At 55.3% G+C, this 20,588-nt stretch carries 15 protein-coding genes and 1 pseudogene; 10 read left to right on the forward strand and 6 right to left on the reverse strand.

The genetic code is table 11. The features are described 5' to 3' along the window. Nucleotides 1-14 precede the first annotated feature (14 nt). Genes LG327_RS01085 through LG327_RS01110 form a run of 6 tightly spaced genes read right to left on the reverse strand, consistent with a single transcriptional unit; the run spans nt 15 to nt 4,646 of the window. Nucleotides 15-1,076 carry an NADH:ubiquinone reductase (Na(+)-transporting) subunit F gene (locus LG327_RS01085; RefSeq protein ID WP_404364902.1) on the reverse strand — a complete coding sequence of 354 codons (1,062 nt, stop codon included), beginning with the start codon at nt 1,074-1,076 and terminating at the stop codon, nt 15-17. A gap of 10 nt (nt 1,077-1,086) precedes the next feature. Then, complete coding sequence (locus LG327_RS01090; RefSeq protein ID WP_404364904.1) at nt 1,087-1,497, reverse strand: phenol hydroxylase subunit P4; 411 nt, start codon at nt 1,495-1,497, stop codon at nt 1,087-1,089. Nucleotides 1,498-1,512: 15 nt separating this feature from the next. Next, on the reverse strand, nt 1,513-3,060 hold the full coding sequence (locus LG327_RS01095; protein WP_404364906.1) for an aromatic/alkene/methane monooxygenase hydroxylase/oxygenase subunit alpha: 1,548 nt from the start codon (nt 3,058-3,060) through the stop codon (nt 1,513-1,515). 14 nt (nt 3,061-3,074) lie between these two features. Continuing rightward, the gene (locus tag LG327_RS01100; protein WP_135954373.1) at nt 3,075-3,344 is read right to left on the reverse strand and encodes an MmoB/DmpM family protein; all 270 of its coding nucleotides are present in this window, start codon (nt 3,342-3,344) and stop codon (nt 3,075-3,077) included. Then, nucleotides 3,341-4,345: an aromatic/alkene monooxygenase hydroxylase subunit beta gene (locus LG327_RS01105; protein WP_404364908.1), complete on the reverse strand. Its 1,005-nt coding sequence runs from the start codon at nt 4,343-4,345 to the stop codon at nt 3,341-3,343. The genes LG327_RS01100 and LG327_RS01105 overlap by 4 nt, the downstream gene beginning before the upstream one ends. Before the next feature lie 49 nt (nt 4,346-4,394). Next, on the reverse strand, nt 4,395-4,646 hold the full coding sequence (locus tag LG327_RS01110; protein WP_404364910.1) for a phenol hydroxylase subunit: 252 nt from the start codon (nt 4,644-4,646) through the stop codon (nt 4,395-4,397). A gap of 383 nt (nt 4,647-5,029) precedes the next feature. On the opposite strand from LG327_RS01110, the gene LG327_RS01115 reads away from it, so the two are divergent. From LG327_RS01115 to rhuM, 10 genes and pseudogenes are all read left to right on the forward strand, one after another. Continuing rightward, nucleotides 5,030-6,736 carry a sigma 54-interacting transcriptional regulator gene (locus LG327_RS01115; RefSeq protein WP_404364912.1) on the forward strand — a complete coding sequence of 569 codons (1,707 nt, stop codon included), beginning with the start codon at nt 5,030-5,032 and terminating at the stop codon, nt 6,734-6,736. Between the two features lie 282 nt (nt 6,737-7,018). Beyond that, nucleotides 7,019-7,591 carry an antibiotic biosynthesis monooxygenase gene (locus LG327_RS01120; RefSeq protein ID WP_404364914.1) on the forward strand — a complete coding sequence of 191 codons (573 nt, stop codon included), beginning with the start codon at nt 7,019-7,021 and terminating at the stop codon, nt 7,589-7,591. 305 nt (nt 7,592-7,896) lie between these two features. Further along, entirely contained in the window at nt 7,897-8,877 is a 981-nt protein-coding gene (locus LG327_RS01125) for a WD40/YVTN/BNR-like repeat-containing protein (RefSeq protein ID WP_404364916.1), read from the forward strand. Between the two features lie 11 nt (nt 8,878-8,888). Continuing rightward, nucleotides 8,889-11,345: an RND family transporter gene (locus LG327_RS01130; protein ID WP_404364918.1), complete on the forward strand. Its 2,457-nt coding sequence runs from the start codon at nt 8,889-8,891 to the stop codon at nt 11,343-11,345. A 52-nt stretch (nt 11,346-11,397) separates the two neighbouring features. Next, nucleotides 11,398-13,338 (forward strand): DUF1302 family protein, encoded by a 1,941-nt coding sequence (locus LG327_RS01135; RefSeq protein ID WP_404364920.1) that lies wholly within the window; start codon nt 11,398-11,400, stop codon nt 13,336-13,338. A 15-nt stretch (nt 13,339-13,353) separates the two neighbouring features. After that, complete coding sequence (locus LG327_RS01140) at nt 13,354-14,688, forward strand: DUF1329 domain-containing protein (RefSeq protein WP_404364922.1); 1,335 nt, start codon at nt 13,354-13,356, stop codon at nt 14,686-14,688. A 90-nt stretch (nt 14,689-14,778) separates the two neighbouring features. Further along, a pseudogene (locus LG327_RS01145) lies at nt 14,779-14,916 on the forward strand (IS3 family transposase); the annotation flags it as partial. Between the two features lie 120 nt (nt 14,917-15,036). Then, nucleotides 15,037-15,777, forward strand: a complete 741-nt coding sequence (locus LG327_RS01150) for an NYN domain-containing protein (protein ID WP_404364924.1) — start codon at nt 15,037-15,039, stop codon at nt 15,775-15,777. Between the two features lie 27 nt (nt 15,778-15,804). Continuing rightward, nucleotides 15,805-18,324, forward strand: a complete 2,520-nt coding sequence (locus LG327_RS01155) for a DUF748 domain-containing protein (RefSeq protein ID WP_404364926.1) — start codon at nt 15,805-15,807, stop codon at nt 18,322-18,324. Nucleotides 18,325-19,431: 1,107 nt separating this feature from the next. Beyond that, a complete protein-coding gene (rhuM, locus tag LG327_RS01160; RefSeq protein ID WP_404364928.1) occupies nt 19,432-20,469 on the forward strand; it encodes a RhuM family protein in 1,038 nt (345 codons plus the stop codon). Nucleotides 20,470-20,588: the final 119 nt, after the last annotated feature.

The raw sequence follows: 20,588 nt of genomic DNA on the forward strand, positions 1-20,588 counted from the left end.
CGTCCTTCTCCCGGTTATATTTTCTTGAACAGGGCCGAGCGCTGGGTCTCATCAGCACCGTCTGCCGCCGTCAGGAATTTCTCCATGAAGATGTCCCGTTCGAACAACCGGCCCTGCATCAATGCTGTAATCGCTGCATCGATCATCGGCGGCGGACCACACAGATAGGCCTTGTGCTCGGAGAAGCGACCACCGAAATGCTCTTTGGCTGCGTCATGCACGTACCCCCTGAACCCCTGCCAGTCGCCGTCTTCGTCGACCTGGCTGAGTGCCGGCACATAGGTGAAGTTGTCGTTGTCCCTGGCCAGAGCCTCGAACAGCTCCCGGTTGTAGAGCTCAGTCAGGTTACGGGCGCCCTGGAAGAGGGTGATCTGGCGATCATCTCCCTGCTCCAGCAGGTCGAGGATCATCGACTGGGGGCTGGAAAGTCCCGAGCCGCCAGCAATGAAAATCAGGTTACCCGGCTGGGAACTGCGAACGAAGAACTGACCGTAGGGACCGGAAAGATGCAGCTTCTCGCCCACTTTCAGTTCCTCGTGGATATAGGTGGTTGCAGCGCCTCCCTCCACCAGGCGCACATGAAGCTCCACTTCGTCGGCCCTGTGGGGCGGGTTGGCCAGCGAGAAGGCCCTGGCACCATCAACACCCGGCAGGTCGATATTGATGTACTGGCCCGACTGGAAGGTCATCGGGCGGTCCAGTTTGAGATGGATACCCTTGATGGTTGGAGATAACTCGACGATCTCGGTGACGCTCGCGGTATAGTCCTCAACCGGGTAGCCCTCGAAGTCTTCGTCGACGTCGATATCCGCCTCGATGGTGACGTCGCTTTCGACGGTTGCGCAGCATGCGAGTACCTTGCCTTCATCCCGCTCAACATCCATCAGGGCAAAAGGTGACGCGTCGCCAATTTCAACATCGCCCTCTATGACCTGAACCTTGCAGGTGGCACAGGTGCCATGTCCGCAGGCGAAAGGTAGCCAGACGCCCTGACGCAGGGCAGCCGCAAGAATGGTCTGGCCATCCTCCACTTCAATCTGTTCGCCAATTGGCTCGATAGTAACGGTGTGGCTCATAGCGCTACCCTCAGAATGCGGCGTCGGCCAAGCCATCAAGGCCTTTTGTCGTGACCGTCAGCATGCTCTTGTGATCAATGCCACTGCCTTTCAGGCTGGCCCTGGCATCGGGCGTGAATGGTGCATCATTCAGTTGCCATTCAGCCTTCAGGAAATCCGCCTTTGCAGCATCCGGATGGGGGGCCGTCGCTGGTTTGAGTACTTCGTCAATAAAGTCGCCAAACGTCATGTCCGGATCCACCAGTAGTGCAAAGGGTGAACAGAACATCAGATGATGGGGCCAGTAGACATACAGCAGCTGCATGCCATTGAAATTCTCGACCTTGTCTCTGGGCTCAAACTTGTAGTCGTATAAAGCGTTTACACTCACGATGATCACCTCGTTGTTTTTGTGGGTGAAACGCCCGGTGCCTGAAGACACCGGGCACCTCCCGGATCAGGCCGCGTCGTCTTTGGCACCTGTGGGCTTGACGTAAGGGGGCTTCCCCTTGATGGCCAGCCAGCGCTTGTGGTCAGGGGACCCGAGGTATTCCAGATTGTCCTCGCCGATATTGATGTGATAGTACTTCTGCACCACTGTCTCGACATCCGCACCTTCGCAGTTGCCCTGGTAGATCTGGTGTACCGGCAACCAGGCCTGCACGTACTTCTCCGGCTCATGCATGAAGATGTCGTAGCAGCCATCGGAACAGAGATGGTAGCGCTCGCCTTCATAAACAGTCTGGCGATGACTGAACCTGGTCGGATCTTCTTTCTCGGTGAAGATGGTCGGAATCTGACAGACCTGGCAGAGCTGCGGCAGCGTGTTGTTGTAGAAACGACGGCCTTCCTCATGCTCCTGGGCCCAGTGCTCAAACCGCGGGCGGTAGTATTTGTCGAAGGTGTCTGGATACTTCTCCGACAGCCACTTCATTTCTTCCTCCTCCGGGGTCCAGGTATGGAAGTTGGTAGCGTGGCTGTACTGGTAGAACGTCGACCAGATCTGGTGACTGATATGGTGCTTGGCATCATTGGCCACGTCCTGATACTTGGGCGGGCGAATGCCATAGCGCTCAAGGTCCTTGAACAGTGCACCTCCGTTCTGCTCGTAATACATCTCCCAGGCCTCGGACCAGGACATCACCTTTTTCGGAAGCATGTAGTCCATCATCATTCCCACCAGGCTAAGCAGGCGGAAACCGCGCCAGAACCACTTGTCGATCCAGCGCTGAACGATGGGCACATTGTCTTCGTGCTGCTCGAGGATGAACTTGATCACCTCAAGGCCCAGGGTCATGTGACGGGCTTCGTCGGACTGGGCCGAGAAGCCGAAGGTGACGGTAGCCATGTCACCGTTATAGGCGGCGCCTGACATGAAAGGCACGAACAGCAGATTGGTCAGCACGTACTCGAAGGAGAACGAGATGGCGGTCAGGAACTCGAACGGACCAGCCGAGCGGGCATCGTCAAAGAACGACTTGGGCACAGACAGGAACCATACCCGGTCATGCATATACGCGGCATCGTGCAGGCCATTGAAGTGCTTGTTGTAATGGCTCATGGCGTGCTGCTGGGTCTGGGAATGACGCAACTCATCAATGGCCTGCATCTGGCAGGCGACCCTGGCCCCCGCGCCGCTGAACTGACGGCCAACCTTGGCGTAGCCCTGGAAAGCCGCATGCTCAAGCGGAGATACACCACTCAGGAACAGCTTCAGAGCGTTTACATATCGGGCATCCGAGATATTCTGGTGGCCATTGTTCTGGGCAAAGGCATCGAAAATGGCATAAAGCTTTTTCTCTTTTTCAGCCTGGTACTTCCAGTAGGCATCCATGGTCAGACGGAAGGGGTCTTCCCACTGCGACCAGTCGGTAATCTTGATACCTTCAAAGTCTTCATCCGGAAAAATATCTTTCTTGTCCTGGTAGGTTGGTTCCCAGGCCATATCCCGCGTCAGGTACTGGTATCTGTCTTTCAGATTAAGCTTTTTGTTTTTTGTAGCCATGGTGTTTCTCCCAATTAGTTCCATTCAAGAATGAAGTGGTCGTCATCTTCGTCGACGTTGCCGCCGATACTGATCACGTCAACGAGCATTTCCTGAACATCCCATTCGCGACCAAGCTTCTCTTCCATCGTTTCCCGATTGATCACCAGACGTTTTTCCGCCTGGATGCGGATCATCGCGGGCTGGTGCTGTACTTCGGCTCTGGGGTTATCTTCCTGGATGGCCTCCACGAGGTAACGGGCGTTGTCGTTGTCCTGAAAGGCAATAAATACGAGTTGGCTCATGCGGCTACTCCCTGGCTCTGCTGCAGGCCGAATTTTTTGAGGCGCGCAGTAAGCTGGCCCCGCGTTTCATCAAGGGCTTCCGTGCCGATAGTGGCTTCGGCCAGTGGCGTGAGAGCTTTGTAAGCCTGCGGCTCCCACTGATCGACCCAGGACTGGATCAGTTTTGCATTGGCTTCACTTTCACCCACCACGGTTTTCATCATGGCGTTGGTCCAGCGCAGGGATTCCTTGTACCAGTCCCGCATGAATTCGGTCAGCATGGACACATCTTCAGCGCCATTCTCCCCCAGCCACTGATCTATTTTTTCGTAAACCAGCGGGTACATCAGGCCGTCAATCAGAATGTTTTGAATCACGGTCAGTTCGAACCAGTCGTCCACCACGAGAGTGTCTTCAACCAGTTTGCGCATGGGCTGCCACAGCTCGTCGTCCATCCAGTAACCTTTGGACTCGTCCAGACCGGTACCAGTACTGCCATCAAGCATCAGCGCAATACGTGACAGGTACTGGCCCATGCCCAGACGATCCATGGCCTGGTAGATGTGCATCTGCGAAACGGTCGTGGCATTAACATCACCAGCAATCTTGCTGTTGTTCATATTGGCGCCCAGCTCTACGTGGCGCAGAGGCACCAATAGCCTAAGCAACTGCTTCTGGGTGGATTCGGGTAACCGGGTCAGGAGGTTGCGCTTGTCACAGAACCCGAAGCTGGTTTCCGCTGATTCCTGCATTTTGGCGCGGTTGCCTACATAGGCGCCGTAATAGAACTGGCGGGGGTCAGTCACCGCATACCAGTCTTCCATTTGGACAGCCGTGCGGGTCGGGTCATTCAGCGTGTGCTTCGAATCCCACAACGGGCGATAGTGAAAGTTGGTCTTGGCCTCAAGGTCGTAGCTGGCTTCCTGATAACGGGAGGCTGGCTTGTCGCCAAAGCGACGGGCGATGTGGCCGTACGTGTGGCGGATGGGCTCCACCGAATTGGTTTTAATCTCGATGCTCATATCAACTTACCGTCTTGTTGCTGTGAGTGAATGATTGGCCTGATGAGGTTTAGCGGCGACCTTTTTCCCCAAAGCGCCACTTGATCATGTCTGCATCAATCTCGCGGATCATTTCGGAATTCATATGGATCACATTGTTGTGTTTGCAGAAAATCTCGAAGGCATCACGGGGAAGAACCAGCTCGACAAACAGTTCGGGATGACCAATGGCAAAATCGAACTCTACAAACCTGTCTTCTGGCCCACTCCGCACCCGGATGTATCTGGGCATCTCGTCGAAGCTTTTCGCCTGGTTGGTCATTGTTGGCTCCCTCGGGTTCTGTTATCAGTCACCATGGCATGAGCAACGGTTGTGCCAGGCTTCGTAAATCACCTTCAGGAAAGACACAGGCTCTTGTTTTTCAGTTTATTTTTTCAGCTCATTACAAATTTTGGTGGGCCAGATGATTGATTGGGGGGGATAAGGCAGGGGCAGTTTTTGATCATTTGATCAACCTGAAACCCTGAACTGAGCAAATGCTCAGCTCATCGGGCTCGACAGGGCTTTCAACCGGATTTTATCATTTGATTGATTTTTGACAGGGATAGGGTGTTATATGACAAGAGGCAGCAAGCGGTCGCCTTTGCTCTGGATTACCCCTTCCGCATGCGACCCCATAAAAACAACAAAAGGCGCTCCCGAGTATGGCCATCACCTATAAACCACAATTGCAAAGTGTGGACTGTCTGGATCTTACGAAGCAGATCCGTTTCCTGAGCACGGAGGGCAAAATCTGGTTCGGGGAACAGCGCATGCTCCTTATGCAGGTCAGTGCCATGGCAGCCTTCCGCCGTGAAATGGTCAACACCATGGGCATCGAGCGAGCCAAAGGCTTTTTCCTGCGCCTGGGTTACCAATCCGGACTGAAGGATGCGGAACTGGCCCGAAAGCTTCGCCCCCATTGCAGTGAACTCGACATTTTTCTCGCTGGCCCACAACTGCACTCGGTCAAGGGCATGGTCAAGGTTGTTCCCATTGAGATCGATATAAACCAGGAGTCAGGCGGTTTTTATGGCGAGCTGGAATGGATCGATTCTTTTGAAGTTGAGATATGCCAGACAGAGCTGGGCCAGATGGACGAGCCGGCCTGCTGGTCACTGCTGGGGTATGCCTGTGCCTTTACATCTTCCTTTATGGGGCGGGAAATTATCTTCCGCGAAGTCAGCTGCCGTGGTTGCGGCGACGAGAAGTGCATGATTGTGGGTAAACCGGCCGAGGAGTGGGAAGATGCGGCCGAGTTTACCCAGTACTTCAAGGCTGACCCAATTATCGAAGAGTTATACGACCTCCAGAGCCAGGTCAGCTCATTGCGCAGCAGCCTGGAGAAACAGCAGGGACAGTATTACGGCATAGGTCAGTCTGCTTCCTACAACAGGGTCTGCAGGATGATCGACAAGGCGGCCATGGGTAAGGTGTCAGTGCTGTTACTGGGCGAGACCGGGGTAGGCAAGGAAGTGATTGCACGTAGCGTTCACCTTCGCAGTGAGCGGGCCGAACAGCCATTTATTGCGGTCAACTGTGCGGCCATACCTCCGGACCTGATCGAGGCCGAACTGTTCGGGGTGGAGAAAGGCGCTTACACAGGTGCCAGCCAGTCACGGCCCGGACGTTTCGAACGAGCCACTACTGGAACCATCTTTCTCGACGAAGTAGTGGAACTCATTCCCCGTGCCCAGGCCACGCTGCTGCGGGTTCTGCAGGAAGGGGAGCTTGAGCGCGTCGGTGACAACCGCACCCGGTCAGTTGACGTAAGGGTCATCGCCGCAACCAACGAGAGCCTGGAGAAAGCGGTGGAAGAGGGTCGTTTCCGGGCCGATCTTTTTTACCGGCTGAATGTGTTTCCGGTAAAAATTCCGCCCCTGCGCGATCGACTGGAAGACCTGCCGTTACTGGCCGAGCACTTTCTGAAAAAATTCCACTCGGAGTACAACAAACGCACTCTTGGCCTTTCGGACAAGGCCCTTGAGCTCTGTCTCCACTATCACTGGCCAGGCAATATCCGGGAACTGGAAAATGTGATCGAGCGGGGTGTGATCCTGACCGACAACAATGAGTCCATCAGCCGCGAATCTCTCTTTGCCGGCATAGCTGAGCCCCAGTCAGACCAGCACCAGAGTGTAGTAGACGAGCACGGCCAGGTCGTTGAGGATGCGGGAGATATGTCCAGCGGTGACTGGGCAACCCAGATACTGGGAAATGGCATCAGCCTCGAATACGTTGAAGAAACACTGATGCGCCGCGCCATGGACGAAGCCAACCAGAACGTATCAGGGGCAGCGCGTATACTGGGCCTGACCCGTCCTGCGCTTGCTTACAGGCTCAAGAAATCCGGCATTCTCGCGGAATCCTGAAAGCCCGCCATGGACAGGGACGTCTGCCCCCCCCTTTACCCTCTGTTTCATAGCATCAACACCCCTTTTCCCGTTTGATCATTTGATAAACACTCCCCTCCAGGCTACTTCTCGACACCTCAAAACTATATGTCTGCCCCTAAATTCCCCTTATATTCAGAAACATAGATTCCGTGGCATAGGTGTTGCAACCGCCCAGCGTCGAAGTCCCGCTGGCCCGCTTCCGCGGGCTTTTTCAGCAAGGGGTTATTTGCGAGGAATCATGGAGAAAGGACGATCAAAATGAACCAGCTATCCAGCCAACCCGTGACCGTGGTCGTTTCAAGACGGGTAAGGAAGGGCGAGGGCGCGGCCTTTGAGCGGCTAAGCAGCGATATGACGGAGCGCGCCGCGGGGTTCCCCGGTTATCTTGGCGCCACACTTTTCCGACCTTCAGCTCCTGAGGATCCGGAATATCGCATTGTCTTCAGATTTCAGGATCGGGAAACACTGGCGGCGTGGGAAGAGTCCGAAGAGCGGCGGGAACTGCTCAGGCAGATCGAGAGTCTGCTGGTTGAGCCCAGCGAACGGGAAGTGACCTCTGGCATTGTCACCTGGTTTACCCTGCCTGGTCAGAACCCGGTTAAGCCACCTCCCAAATACAAAATGACAATTGTCAGCTGGCTCGCGCTTTATCCGGCCGTAACCCTCATTTTTGTCCTGTTTGGTGACCTGCTGGCCACGTTGCCCCTGTTGCTCCGGACGCTGATTGTCACAGTTTTCGTCATGCTTCTGATGAGCTACGTTCTCATGCCGCGTATGACCCGGTGGTTTTCGTTCTGGCTGTTTCCCGGCCGAAACGACACCAGTCGCTAATCCGCTCTAATTCATCGCCCTGAAAGTCTTCCACAAAGTCTGGCAATCCCGCCACTGACAGGGATGTCTGGTTGCCGTCATCGCATTTCATGAAATCAGCAACTGCTTTTTCGACTTTCTCATTTGATGAAAATCAACCTTTCCGCTTAACTGCCCAGGCTTGGCAAAAACTCTTCCTGGCTATTAATTTTATTTTACTTTCAAAAGGTTAAAAACCCATTTCGATCATGACGCTGCCCATGGCACAACGGTTGCTTAGTCACTGTCAGTCGCGTTACACACAAAAACAAAGACGGTGACATAAAATGCAAAATGCCCCTTTGCGCAAATGGCGCACCGCCCTATCGTTAGCAGGAGTGCCTTTCCTCCTTCTGACCGGCTGTGAGGCCCCCCTGGATCTTCAGGCGGTTCAGGAGCACTCAAAGCTGGCTGTCAAAAGAACAGACTTTTACCAGGCCATGGCCCGCAACGAGGAGGTTATTGTCCTTTCCGGCAACAATGGCGTTGTACTGGTCAGTGCCGACAACGGCAGGAGCTGGAGCCGAAAGACGCCCACCTCGGAGAGCTTCCTCGCGCTGGATGTGTGCCCTGACAACAGTTTTATCGCGCTAACGTTCAACAACGAGATCTGGCACAGCAATACAGAGGCAGAAAACTGGACTGCCCACCCCCTTCCCAGCCAGGAACAGATGATGACCGCGGCCTGCTCTCCGGATGGCGGCTGGTGGGCAGCTGGCAGCTTCACCACCATTCAGCACAGCGCCGACCAGGGTGCTAGCTGGAGCGAAACCTCCCTTAACGAAGACGCCATTCTCAATAACCTTCAGTTTCTCGATTCTGATAACGCCTTCGCCACCGGTGAATACGGTCTTGTGCTCAGAACCCGGGATGCTGGTGCGAACTGGGATTATGCCGGCTATCTGCCTGATGAGTTCTACGCCCATACGAGCTACTTCCGGTCGGTTGATGAAGGCTGGGTTGGGGGGCTCAACGGGTTCATCTATCACACCACCGATAGCGGGGAGAGCTGGCAGAGGACCGCAACCGGCATCAGCGCTCCGATTTTCGGCTTTGTTCCCGGCCCTTCCGGGCTGTACGCCCTTGCAGATAACGCAACCGTCCTGCAACTGACAGATCAGTCCTGGCGGAAGATTTCCACTTCGGATCAACCACTTTATCTGCGCAGCGGGCTGTTATTACCCAACCACGAGCTGCTTGCCGCCGGTGGTCGTGGTCTTCTGCTCAACCTTGAACTTCCCGTGGCCCTCTCGGCCGGTAAAGAGTGAGGAACTCCGCCATGCCCGGACTGAATCGTTTTACCCATCTCCTGCATTTGCTGGAGCTGTGGATTTTCAACAATCCCCGAAAAGTGCTGAGTCTTATTGCCATTCTGACGCTCGTATTCGCGCTGCGTATCCCGGGGCTGAAAATCTACACAGATTTTGCCGACCTCCTGCCGCAGCAACACCCATACATTGAACTGCACAACAGCATCAAGGACACCTTTGGTGGCGCCAACGTTCTGGTGGTCGGTGTCGAGTTTGAACAGGGAGATATTTTCACCAACGAGAATCTGGCCACCATCGACCGTGTCACCCAGGCCGTGGACAACCTGCCCGGGGTAAACCACAACCTGGTTGCAAGCGTGACCCACCGTAACGCCCGCGAGATCTGGCTAACCGAAGTGGGGAGCATCAACTCCGAGCCCTACTATGACTCGACCCGGGTGGAGTATTCCCAGGGTGCGCTGGATGAGATCCGTGCCAACGTTGCCGCCAACCCCCTAGTTTATGGTCCCCTTGTTTCACCCGATTTCAAAATGGCTCTGGTGAAGGCACAGCTGATTGAAGGCATGCTGGACTACGAAGAAACCTTCGCCCAGTTGCAGCAATTGCGTGCTGACGTGGCAGGCCCCGGCGTTACAGTGTATGCAACTGGGCAGCCTGTCCTGGTGGGATGGGCCTATACCTACATGGAGCAGATTCTCCAGATCTTCATCTTCACCGTCGTTACCATGCTTGCGCTGCTCATATTTCACTTCCGCAAGGCTTACGGCGTTCTCATTCCGCTCGGCGGCGTATTGGTCTCCACTATCTGGGGGCTCGGAATCATAAGTCTTCTGGGTTACAACCTGGACCCCCTTGGTCTGGTTATCCCTTTTCTGATTGCAGCGAGGGCCATGAGCCATGGCGTACAACTGGTGGAACGCTACTACGCAGAAACCCTGGAGAGGGGGAGCGGGCCCGAGGCCGCAAAAGCCACTTTCGACAGTCTGTTCCGCCCCGGTTCCCTGGGCGTGGTGTCAGATGCCATAGGCCTTTCCCTGATTGCAATCGGGTCCATACCACTGAATACACACCTGGGCATCTACGCGTCTCTGTGGGCCATAACCGTGGTATTCACCGTGTTGATTGGCGTGCCCCTGCTGCTGTCCATTCTGCCGACACCAAAAAATCCGGAAATTCGCGAGACCGCTTTACGGCATATTGCAGCCAGTTGCTCCCGCACAGTCGCCCGCCCCGGCGCTGCAAAGGTGGTCCTGGGTTTAGGGGGTCTTGCCATGCTGGCGGGACTGCTGGCGGCGTCCAACGTACAGGTGGGTGACTCCGAGCCAGGATCGCCCATCCTGTACCCGGAGCACGATTACAACATCTCCTCCCGCATCGTAAATGACCGCTTTCCCGGCTCGGAGGAGCTCTACATTGTTGCGGAAACAGACGAAAAAGGTGGGTTAAAGCGGCCGGAAGTGCTGACTGCCCTGTCGGACCTCCAGTCCCACATGCTTCAGGATCCGGAGGTGGGAGGCAGTAAAGGCCTGCCAGACCTGGTTAAACAGGTTAACCGCCTGATGCATAACGACGACCCCCGCTGGTACCAGATTCCCCACGATGCCAGGTACGTGGGTGGCCTGATGTTTACCTATATGGCATCAAGCCCGATTCCAGGCGCCCTTGATGAATTCAATGACACCGACGACCGCATCGCGAACCTGGTTTTCTACTACAAGGACCGCCAGGGTGAAACCATCCGTCGGGCGATCCACATGGCCAAGCAATGGATTGAACAGAATGGCGACAATGTCGAAGGCCTGACCATCCGACTGGCCGGCGGTACCCTCGGTGTTGCTGCCGCCATGAACGAGTCCGCCTTTGAAACCAACGTCATTGTGCTGCCGCTGGTGTTCCTGCTGATTTTCACCTTCGTCATGCTGTTTTATACCTCCTGGCATGCAGGCCTGATGATGCTGATGGCCATGCTGTTTGCTACCACCCTTACCTACGGCTACATGGGGCTAAGCGGTCTGAGTATCGACATCAATACCGTGCCGGTCATTGCCGTCGGCATTGGTGTCGGCATCGACTATTCCATTTACATGATGGACCGGATACGGGAAGAAATGGCCCGGTTCGGCAACCTCCGTGATGCCGTTCGGCGTGCAATATCCACCACCGGCATGGCCATCAGTTTTACCGCCCTGACGCTGATGGCAGGCATCATCATGTGGGTCATTTTCTCAGATCTCAGGTTCCAGGCTGATGCCGCCCTGTTGCTTTGCGTAATGATCGTGATCAACGGACTGGCAGCCATGCTGCTGGTGCCCTCCTGGGTTCTGGTCTTCAAGCCCCGCTTCGTCACTGACGTGTACGCAGACGAAGACGGAATTCTGCACTCCCACCGCCCCAACCAAGCACCACCTCCATCGTCCCCCGCCTCCGGGCAAACGGATTATGGCTTCGTGCCAGGAAAGCCGTAACGGGCTTTCTCCTGGAATTTCGATAAAACCTGTGATGTACGAGGATCTTGCCATGCAAACAAAAACAAAAGGCCTAAAAATCTGGTGTTACAGCCTTGCCTGGGGCGCCAGTCTGGTTTTGGGCCCGGCAACGGGAGCCATCGCCGAGGAGGATCTCAGAGACCGTCTGATGGGTCCCTTTACCGACGACAGTTTCCGACTGAATGGCTCACTGGAGAATGCGACATTCTTCCGGGATGACCGGGGCCTGTCAAAGTTCCGTAACACGCTGCAACTGGAAGCGGAGAAAAAGCTTGGGGACGCCGGGATTTTCAGCAATGTTTCCTGGAACGCGGTACTCCGGGGAACTTATGACGGCGTTTATGATTTAAATAAGGACGAATTCGGTCGGGATGCAGGTGGCGCAATACGACTGGAAAATCGTGTGGCTGGGCCGGATGCCACTGTTGCCCATGGCAATGGCCTGAATCTGCCGTTTTCTTTTGATACAAGCAATCACCCCAATGAAGGCATGATTGTTCTTGGTGAAAATCTGCACGACGTGGATGGAGGGGTTTCATTCGGTGTTCCCGTCCGTCCCTGTGACGTGGACAGCCGGGGCTGTATCGACGGCTATCTTGATAAAACCACCAATGAGCTTCGTTTTCAGGAAGTTAATGACCGGGCCGACTATATTCGTGAGCTCTATCTCGATTTCGATTACAACTTCGACAATGGAAACGTGCTCAGCACCCGTTTGGGCAAACAACAGGTAATCTGGGGGCGGACTGACCTGTTCCGGGTTCTGGACGTCATCAATCCTGTCGATTACTCCCGTAATAATATTTACGCCGAGCTTGAAGACGTACGAATCCCAATGTGGATCCTGAAGAGCGATTACAGAATGGGTCCAACCGAGGTGTTCGAAGGTCTGGTATTTGATGACCTGAATTTCTCCGTAGTCTGGAATTTCGACAAATTCCGCCCCCACGATATCGGTCAGTGCGGGCAACCCAATGTGATCCTGGATGCTGGCTGTTTCTTCCGTGGCATGAATACCCTCTGGGAAGAGGGCGGCACGGTTTCCAACTTTGCCAACGGAGTAGTCGCAACTGATTTCGGCCCGGGGCAAATTGGTATCCGGGAAGCGGATATGCCCAGCTGGAGCCTGTCGAATACCCAGCTGGGATTCAAACTCGAGGGCCTTTATCGTGACTTTGGCTTCTCCCTGAATGCGTTAACCTATCGCTCGCACCTGCCTTCCCTGCGTGGTGGCATCCCGGCCCAGAATCCATTTACCGGTGAAGTCCGCCCCTGGCCAGGCCTGATTGCCTTCGATATTCACTTCCCCCGGGTCAACTTGCTCGGCGGTTCTGTGGACTATTATTCGCAAGGGATTGATACCGTATTTCGTGTCGAATACGCCCATACCGAAGGCGAGGAATTCGCCAATACCCTTGAGGATCGACTTTTCTCAGAGTCAAACGTAAGTCGGGCGGTAGTCGGTGCCGATAAAAATATCTTCATCCCCCTCCTTAATGAACGTCGCGCTTTCCTTTTCTCCGGTCAGCTTTTCGGTCAGCACATCCATGAACACGAGCGTGAAGAGCGCGAGCTCGGGACGGCAGGCATACCGGATTGGGAAACTAACTGGATTGCAACTCTGCTGATCAAAGGCTGGTGGATGAACGATCGCCTGAGCCCCCAGATTCTCGCAGCCCATGATGGCAAGGCGGAAGCAACTGCCATTGCGCCGGGCATTGAATGGCTCGTCAGTGACAGCTTCAAGGTTACTGCAGTGGCCAATTTCAAGGTCGGTGAAGGCGCCAGAGAATTTGATGATTGCCGGACATGCAATCCATTTGACCCCTTCACAGCCGCTTTCCCGGGTCAGGAACCAGCCAGATCCGCCGGGCTTGAGGGTTATGAGCCGCTGGGCCGCTTCCGTTCCGGGCCAATTGGCATGGCTCAGGAAGAAGACGAAATTCAACTCACCGTTCGCTATAGCTTTTAATCCAGGGGAGATATCATGAATATCAAAAGAAACACCTCATTTTCCAGGCGTAACCGCTTCGCTATCGGCGCCCTCGCGAGCGCCCTGGCTTTCGGTACACTGGCGGACGAACATGTTATCCGGGATTCTTTCTATCCCTATCGAGATGGCGTGCCAAGTTATGACGGCCTTGCCACCAACATGGTCATTAACCAGTCGAACGTTGAGCAGTTCAAGGAGATCATTGATCCGGCCTATTACGGCTTCATAGAAAAAGGCTGGACGTCCATCGTGGTTGGTGAAACCACATCTTTTGATCTGCATCCGAATTATGTTGAGGCGAGCCGGGCAGGAATGGGCCAGGTTGTGCTGGGAGACAAGGTGGGTGAAATCAAAAACTGGAAGGCAGGAAGACCCTTCCCTGAAGCCCCGCGGGAAGAGGATCCCCGGACGGGCGAGCGTCTCGCCTGGAACTACAAGTATGGGTATAACTGGGGTGACAGCGCCGCCATTTACCCCTTCTACTGGAAGTACCGCAATATGGATTCAGGGAAGGTCGAACGCACCATCAAGTTCAACTTTCACTTCCTGAACTACATAGGGCGGGTCAATCACGAACCCACACCGGAAATACAACCGAATCCCGCAGAGCTTTTCCGAGCAATTTACGTCCAGGTACTCCAGCCAGACGATGTCCGGAATACGCAGTTGCTCATCCACCGGGCAGCGGACGATCTGAAACGGGACAATTCCTGGCTTTACCTTGGCTTCCAGCGCCGGGTCCGCCGTCTTGCAACGGGTCAGGTGACTGATGCTTTCCTGGGCTCCGATCTGATGATCGAAGACTTCGAGGGTTACAACGGCCGCATATCGGATATGAACTGGAACTATAAAGGCACGCGCTACATGCTCATGCCCTTCTACAACCATAACGACCTGACCCTGGACAAGGAAACCCATAGTGACGACGACGGCTATCAGGTGGTTGCGTTCAGTGGTCAGGGCGGCTGCTTCCCGGACATTACCTGGCAGTTGCGAAAAGTCTATGAAGTAGAGGCCGTGCCGGTGGATGACAGCCACCCGCTGTCCAGACGCGTACATTATATGGACGCCCAGACGTTCACCATCCCGAGAACAGTGGCCTATGACCGCAAGGAAAGTCTCTGGAAAACCTTCACCATCGGTCAGGCTCATCCGGATCACCATCTGCCCAAAAACAGGGGCACTGGAGTCTCCATTGATGACAGCTTCAGCATGATTGATGTGCAGGCAAGCCATTGCACCACCGGCCAGTTCAAGGGACAGGTGGACCCTGAACTATCTCCTGTACAGATGTTCAACGTACAGCATCTTCGGGCAACCGGTAGCTAATATTTCCAAATAAAAAAGGGCCCAGCAACGGGCCCTTTTTTATTTAATTTGTCCCGTCCTGAAATACGTTGTCATCTGGAGATTACGCAGATGGACAACTCTACTCCCGCCCGCAAGAAACGCACGCAGCGTGATTACAACCCGGGCTTTAAATTAGCTGTTGTAGACCAGGTCGAAAAAGGCGAATTCACCTATAAACAGGCCCACCAGACCTCCGGCATCCACGGGCCCCCCAAAATAGTAGCTGATTGAGCAGGATCTTGCCCAAACGTGTAGTGTTCAACTAATCTCCGACAGATGTGAGATAAGGTTCTGGCGGTCTCCCATGAACAGGAATATCGAGGGAAAATGAACAACAACTACAAAATCGCCCTCCTGATTGACTGCGACAACGTCAGCCACCAGTCGATTGAAGGCGTGCTCCAGGAGCTCGCCAAATACGGCGCCGTAAACGTTCGTCACGCCCACGGAAACTGGAACGGCCCGCAACTGGGTGGCTGGATCGAGAAGCTACATAATAATGCCATTCGACCCGTTCAGCAGTTCGCCTATACTAGCGGAAAGAACGCCACAGACGCCTCCATGATCATTGATGCCATGGATTTGCTGTACAGCAGAAACGTCGACGCCTTTGCCCTGATGACCAGTGACAGCGACTTTACGCCCCTGGTGATGCGCATTCTTGAGGCTGGCCTTCCGGTCTTCGGTTTTGGAGAGCGTAAAACACCGCTGCCTTTCGTCAACGCCTGCTCTCAGTTCATCTACACTGAAAATCTTCGTGAAGACAGTGATGAACAGGTAAACGCCGGCAACGGAGGAAGCCCAAAACCGTCGTCGGATTCGAAATGGGATCGTAATCAGTTGCGCGGAGATTCCGTTCTGGTTCGCACTTTACGCACTGCGGTGGAGCAAACTGCCGATGATGATGGTTGGGCGCACCTGGGTCGGGTTGGCCAGTACATTTCCAACAACAGCTCTTTCTCGCCGGTGAACTACGGATACAAAAAGTTGAGTGACCTGATCCGGGCCAGTGAATTGTTTGAGATCAGTGTTCGCGACAAGAACGTCATGTACGTCAAAAATCCCTGACATCGGGCGCGAACCAGGTGCCCCCTGATGGTTCTTGCGCGTTTGCACCCTCACCGCAATCATCAACTCAGGTCGGCTGCGGGACGGTTTTTCTCTCCCAGGCAGCAGAAAAGTCAGGAAGTGACGCTGGCCACAACCAGGCTTACACTGACAAGTATGGCTCACTCCACCAGGGATGGTCTTATGCCCAGCGGCTCACTCCGCCAGTTCGGCGGCTATGTGCGAACACGATGGATTTCCCCGCGCCGGATTCGGTTCTGGCTACTCCTTTTGGTCATTGTTTACACCTTGCTGGGCTTTTTCGCCGTGCCCTGGATCCTCCAGTACGTCGCAGTGAATGCCGCCCAGGAAGACTTTGGGCGCGAACTGCGCATCGAAGCGGTAGACTCCAACCCCTTCACGCTGACGCTCCAGATCGATGGGGTCGCACTTGACGACATCGACAAACGACAACTGCTCGGCTGGGAACGGCTATTCATCGATCTCTCCTGGTCGAGCCTGGTCAACAGAGCCTGGACCTTCGAAACAGTCCGTTTCGACAAGTTGCTCATTCAGGAGGAACGCTTCCTCTCTGGCAAAACGCGCCTTTCCCGGCTCGCCCCCGACTCGCCCGACAAGGCCCGGGCCGAGGATGAACCTACGCCTCTGCCTGCACTGCGAATCGACGATCTGCGCGTTCAGGCCGGCAATGTGCGCTTCGTTGACAACCTGCAGGAACCGATGGCCGCTGACGCCGATAAACCGAAGCGGGTGTCGCTCGCGTTGCAGAATGTCGGGCTATCCATAAAAGACTTTTCACTGCAAAAAGGCACGAACTTCCCGGTGCATCTGGAGGGGCAGGTCGCGGACGGCGGTAAGCTCACATTCGATGGCAGGTTTGGACTTTTACCGACCCCTGCCCTGGAGGGCAAGGTCGGTCTCGATGGGCTGGCACTGAAACAGGGCGAACCCTACCTGCGACAGTTCGCGGACGTGCGGCTCGGTAGCGGGACGCTGAATGTGAGCGGCCGGGTTCATGCAGATGCACAGCAGCCCTTTGCGTTCCAGGGCTCCGCCGGCATCGACAGGCTTAGCATCAGTGAGGGACCCAATGACGAATCCCTCATCGGGTGGCAACGCCTTCACACCGAACAGATCCATCTACGCCTCAAAGAACGGAAACTTGAGACCGACCCCATCAAAATTAAGGGTCTCTCCGGCCGAATCGTCATCCACGAGGACCGGAGCACCAACTTCGGACTGGTGCTCGCCAGGCCTGCGGCCAACGGCAAGGATGGAGATGGCGCACGCGAGGACGGCTCGAATGAAGCGGCAACCCCTTTCGGTATATCCATTGAGGGTATTGAGCTGACGGACGGCGCTCTGCGGTTTGCAGATCGCTCACTGCCGCTGCCCTTCTCAACGAGCATCCACTCATTGAATGGAGAAATATCGACCTTGAGCTCCACCTCGGCCGAACCGGCGCGCGTGGAGCTTGAAGGCCAGGTCGCGGAGTACGCCTTGGCACGCATTGAAGGCGCCATCGACGCCTGGCACCCCAGGCGCGCGACCAATCTGAAACTGACCTTCCGCAATCTTCAGATCCCGGAATACTCTCCCTACACCGTGGACTTCGCGGGCCGCAAAATCGCAGGGGGCACCATGGATCTGGACCTCGACTACACAATCACGGACAAACAACTCAAGGGACGCAACAACCTGGTGCTTCGCGATCTGAAACTCGGCGAAAAGATGGCCTCCAGCGACGCAATGGACCTGCCGCTCAACCTCGCCGTAGCCCTGCTCAAGGATAGCGACGGGGTTATCAATCTGGACCTGCCGGTAAGCGGGAATGTTGGCGACCCGGAATTCGACGTGAGCCAGGTCATCCGTCAAGCAGTGGGAAGCGCCATTACGTCTGTCATCAAGGCGCCGTTCAGTTTTCTGGCAAGCCTCGTCGGCGCTGAGTCGGAGGACCTTGGCAAGGTTGAATTCCCGGCCGGTCGCACCGACCTGCTGCCTCCACAGCGTGAACGCGTCGCCAAACTCCGCGAAGCGCTCAACCAGCGCCCGGCGCTGGCCCTGGAACTCGCCGGTCCCTTCAGCCGGACTTTCGATGGTCAGGCCCTGCAGCGAGAAAAAGCCATCGACATCCTACGGCAACGACTGGCTGAGGCGGGCCGCAAAGCGGAGGACCCCGCCCTGACGGCCGAGCCGAATCAGGGCATCGTAGAGACGATATTCACCACCTATTATCCGGACGCTGACCTTGAGGCAGTCCAGGCGCGTTTCTCCGAAAAACAGGATGGGGCATCTGACGAAAACGGATTTGACGCTCTGTCATATCGCAACCACTTGGCCGAACGGATAATTGCTGCACAATCTGTGACGGACGCTGACCTCAAGGCCATCGCCAACACCCGCGCATCCGCGGTAAAGGGCGCCCTGACCGCTCCGGATTCGGATTCCGGTATCGCAGCTGACCGAGTGCGTGTCCTGGAGCCCGAAGAAATCGATTCAGTGGACGGGGAACGCATTGCCATGGAAGTTGGAATCACCGCGGGTTGAGGTGAGCCTCTGGGCCAAGTGGCGGCCATCGAAGCCCGTTAACGCCGATCAAGAATCTTCGCCCTTCTCCGGTCAAACCTGGCATTTTCTTTACGCACTTTTTCCTCAAACTTATCGTGAGCTTTGTCGACCTTTTCCTGAAGTTTCTCTTTTCCCGGGCTATTTTTGACAGCACGTCCTGAAGCATGGCCTTGTCCAGGCTCAGGTCAGGCAGCAAGAAAGCCTTACCACGCTGGCGGAACACTGGGACGCGTCCAACCGCAAGTTGATCTTTGAAGCACCAGACGGTAAAGGCGGTCTGTTGCCTCCGGAGCGTTTTGAAAGCGTGCTCCGCTATCCGCTAATGTTCCGGGAAGTGCCAGCTGACCCTGTTTTTATCGCAACAGGCAAGGGTCAGAAATGCATGACGGTACGCGGCCACACCCCGGAGGGAGATCCACTCATTGTCGATATTCTGTTCACAGATGCTGAGAGCTCATGGCTCAAGAGTGAGTTCTTCATAACCTCTGCCAGCGACGGCCAAAAGCTGCCCGAACATCAGCCCTGCTTCCTGTGAATCGCGCCTTGAACCATGAAACCTGAAACCTGAAACCTGAAATCACAAGCCTGCTGCTGTTAACTCTGCCATTCCTCCGCCCAGTTGGGGCAGAGGAAGCGGTGCACCAGGGATGGGAACGCTACAGCGCTTTTGAAGAGAAACTTCGGACCAAGGGCGTCGGCTTCAACTTTTCACCCTTCTTTCCAACCTGGGCGTACAAGGGTGTAGCCGATGCACAGGGCAAAGACAAAAAACACGTCAAACGCAGAAGTCCGCATCTTCGCTCCCTCATCGAATGAAGCCGAAGAGCTTCCCCACAACGTGGTGTCCATGCGGAAATTCCGTGGCCGGCCGTAATCCGGAAAACAGCGTTTGACCATCAAGGCATAATGTTCGGGATCCTTTTGGGAAAACCGGCTGCCCCATTTCCCGGGAAGTGAGCGAGCCCGGTAACAGAACACCGAGGAGTGCAACTACGCCTGCCGGAGCTTCCTGAAGTCAAGGCCCAGAGGATGAATGCGTAACGCGCTATACTACCGCCCCTTTGATGGATGGACAGGGAGTCAGTCGTGCCAGATCAGCCAATCAGGATTTTCACTTCGGATGACGGCCAGGCGCAACTTGAAGTGGCACTGGACAGGGAAACAGTCTGGCTCAATCAAAGCCAGATGGCAGCCCTGTTTGACAGCTCCACCGATAACATTGGTCTGCACCTGAAGAATATTTATCAGGAGAAGGAGCTGGCGGAAGAACCAACTACCGAGGATTTCTCGGTAGTTCGCCAGGAAGGTCAGCGTCAGGTCCGTCGTCGCATCAAACACTACAATCTGGATGCCATCATTTCCGTTGGTTACCGGGTCAGTTCCAGACGAGCCACGCAATTTCGCCAGTGGGCCACCCAAGTGCTTAAAGACCACCTGGTTAAGGGCTACACCCTTAACCAGCGACGCCTGGCTGAACAGGGCATCGAGTTCCAGCAGGCGCTTGATCTATTAAGCCGCACCCTCACCAACCAGGGCCTGGTTTCTGGAGAAGGCGAGGCAGTGGCGGAGGTAATCAGCGATTACGCCCGCTCCTGGAGCCTGCTTCAAGGCTATGACGAGCAACAGCTCGCCGAGGTGGATATCAAACAGCCTGACATGCGCTCGCTGGAGATCGATGAAGCCCTGGCGGCCATTGGAGAACTGAAACAGATCCTGATGGACAAAGGGGAAGCGACGGAACTGTTTGGCCAGCTCCGCGGAGATGGCCTGACCTCGGCCCTCGCTACCATTGAACAGGGCTTCGGGGAGGAACTTTTCTACCCCAATGTGGCGAGCCGGGCAGCTCACCTGCTGTACTTTGTTATCAAGAACCACCCCCTGGCTGATGGCAACAAGCGTTGTGGTTCGTTCCTGTTTCTGTGGTACCTGCGTCGCAATCAGACATTGCTGGCACGGCCGGTAGAACAACTCATCAACGACAACACCCTGGTGGCGCTGGCGCTGCTGGTGGCTGAAAGCCTGCCGGATCAGAAGACGCTGATGATCCGGCTGATTGAACATTTCATTCTGCTGAAAGAGCCGGACGAAGAGAAGCGCGGATATGTGCGTGAAGGTCGGTTTTGACCGACTTTTTGCATCGGCTGATGCAGTGCCGACCGAAGATAATCCCCCATTTTTAACGGCGTTGAAAATCGGGGATTACCGTTTCCTGCACCGCAGGTGACCCAGGGCCTTCCGAATAG

The sequence above is a fragment of the Marinobacter sp. genome (assembly GCF_044799475.1).
GTDB lineage: Bacteria > Pseudomonadota > Gammaproteobacteria > Pseudomonadales > Oleiphilaceae > Marinobacter.

What these genes read in the sequence shown, in the direction of transcription:
- LG327_RS01085 (WP_404364902.1), bottom strand. Translation starts at nt 1,076, where the DNA reads ATGAGCCACACCGTTACTATCGAGCCAATTGGCGAACAGATTGAAGTG.
- LG327_RS01095 (WP_404364906.1), bottom strand. Translation starts at nt 3,060, where the DNA reads ATGGCTACAAAAAACAAAAAGCTTAATCTGAAAGACAGATACCAGTAC.
- LG327_RS01100 (WP_135954373.1), bottom strand. Translation starts at nt 3,344, where the DNA reads ATGAGCCAACTCGTATTTATTGCCTTTCAGGACAACGACAACGCCCGT.
- LG327_RS01105 (WP_404364908.1), bottom strand. Translation starts at nt 4,345, where the DNA reads ATGAGCATCGAGATTAAAACCAATTCGGTGGAGCCCATCCGCCACACG.
- LG327_RS01110 (WP_404364910.1), bottom strand. Translation starts at nt 4,646, where the DNA reads ATGACCAACCAGGCGAAAAGCTTCGACGAGATGCCCAGATACATCCGG.
- LG327_RS01115 (WP_404364912.1), top strand. Translation starts at nt 5,030, where the DNA reads ATGGCCATCACCTATAAACCACAATTGCAAAGTGTGGACTGTCTGGAT.
- LG327_RS01120 (WP_404364914.1), top strand. Translation starts at nt 7,019, where the DNA reads ATGAACCAGCTATCCAGCCAACCCGTGACCGTGGTCGTTTCAAGACGG.
- LG327_RS01125 (WP_404364916.1), top strand. Translation starts at nt 7,897, where the DNA reads ATGCAAAATGCCCCTTTGCGCAAATGGCGCACCGCCCTATCGTTAGCA.
- LG327_RS01130 (WP_404364918.1), top strand. Translation starts at nt 8,889, where the DNA reads ATGCCCGGACTGAATCGTTTTACCCATCTCCTGCATTTGCTGGAGCTG.
- LG327_RS01135 (WP_404364920.1), top strand. Translation starts at nt 11,398, where the DNA reads ATGCAAACAAAAACAAAAGGCCTAAAAATCTGGTGTTACAGCCTTGCC.
- LG327_RS01140 (WP_404364922.1), top strand. Translation starts at nt 13,354, where the DNA reads ATGAATATCAAAAGAAACACCTCATTTTCCAGGCGTAACCGCTTCGCT.
- LG327_RS01150 (WP_404364924.1), top strand. Translation starts at nt 15,037, where the DNA reads ATGAACAACAACTACAAAATCGCCCTCCTGATTGACTGCGACAACGTC.
- LG327_RS01155 (WP_404364926.1), top strand. Translation starts at nt 15,805, where the DNA reads ATGGTTCTTGCGCGTTTGCACCCTCACCGCAATCATCAACTCAGGTCG.